Source organism: Microbacterium sp. UBA1097 (assembly GCF_002313585.1).
Classification (GTDB): domain Bacteria; phylum Actinomycetota; class Actinomycetes; order Actinomycetales; family Microbacteriaceae; genus Microbacterium.
The window spans coordinates 81271-81612 of record NZ_DCBW01000026.1; the positions used below are offsets into that span (position 1 = coordinate 81271).

Here is a 342-nt window from a genome sequence, read left to right on the forward strand (position 1 = left end):
GTCGTTCGGCGACTACTTCAAGGCAGGCGCCATCGAATATGCCTGGGAGTTGCTGACCTCGCCCGAGTCGGCCGGTGGTCTCGGCTTTGCCGAGCGGGACCTGTGGGTCACCGTGTACGAGGACGATGACGAAGCAGCCGGCCTCTGGAAGCGGATCGCAGGACTCCCTGAGGAGCGCATCCAGCGATTCGGCAAGGAAGACAACTATTGGTCGACCGGTCAGCCTGGCCCTGCGGGTCCCTGCTCGGAGATCTACTTCGACCGCGGACCGGCCTACGGTCCCGACGGGGGCCCGGCAGTCGATGACAGCCGTTTCACCGAGATCTGGAACCTCGTGTTCAT

At 64.0% G+C, this 342-nt stretch carries 1 protein-coding gene; it reads left to right on the top strand.

The window, feature by feature from the left end; genetic code table 11:
* Positions 1-342: alanine--tRNA ligase-related protein (locus B4F19_RS07215; RefSeq protein ID WP_292733690.1), on the top strand; the 342-nt coding region annotated here is incomplete at both ends.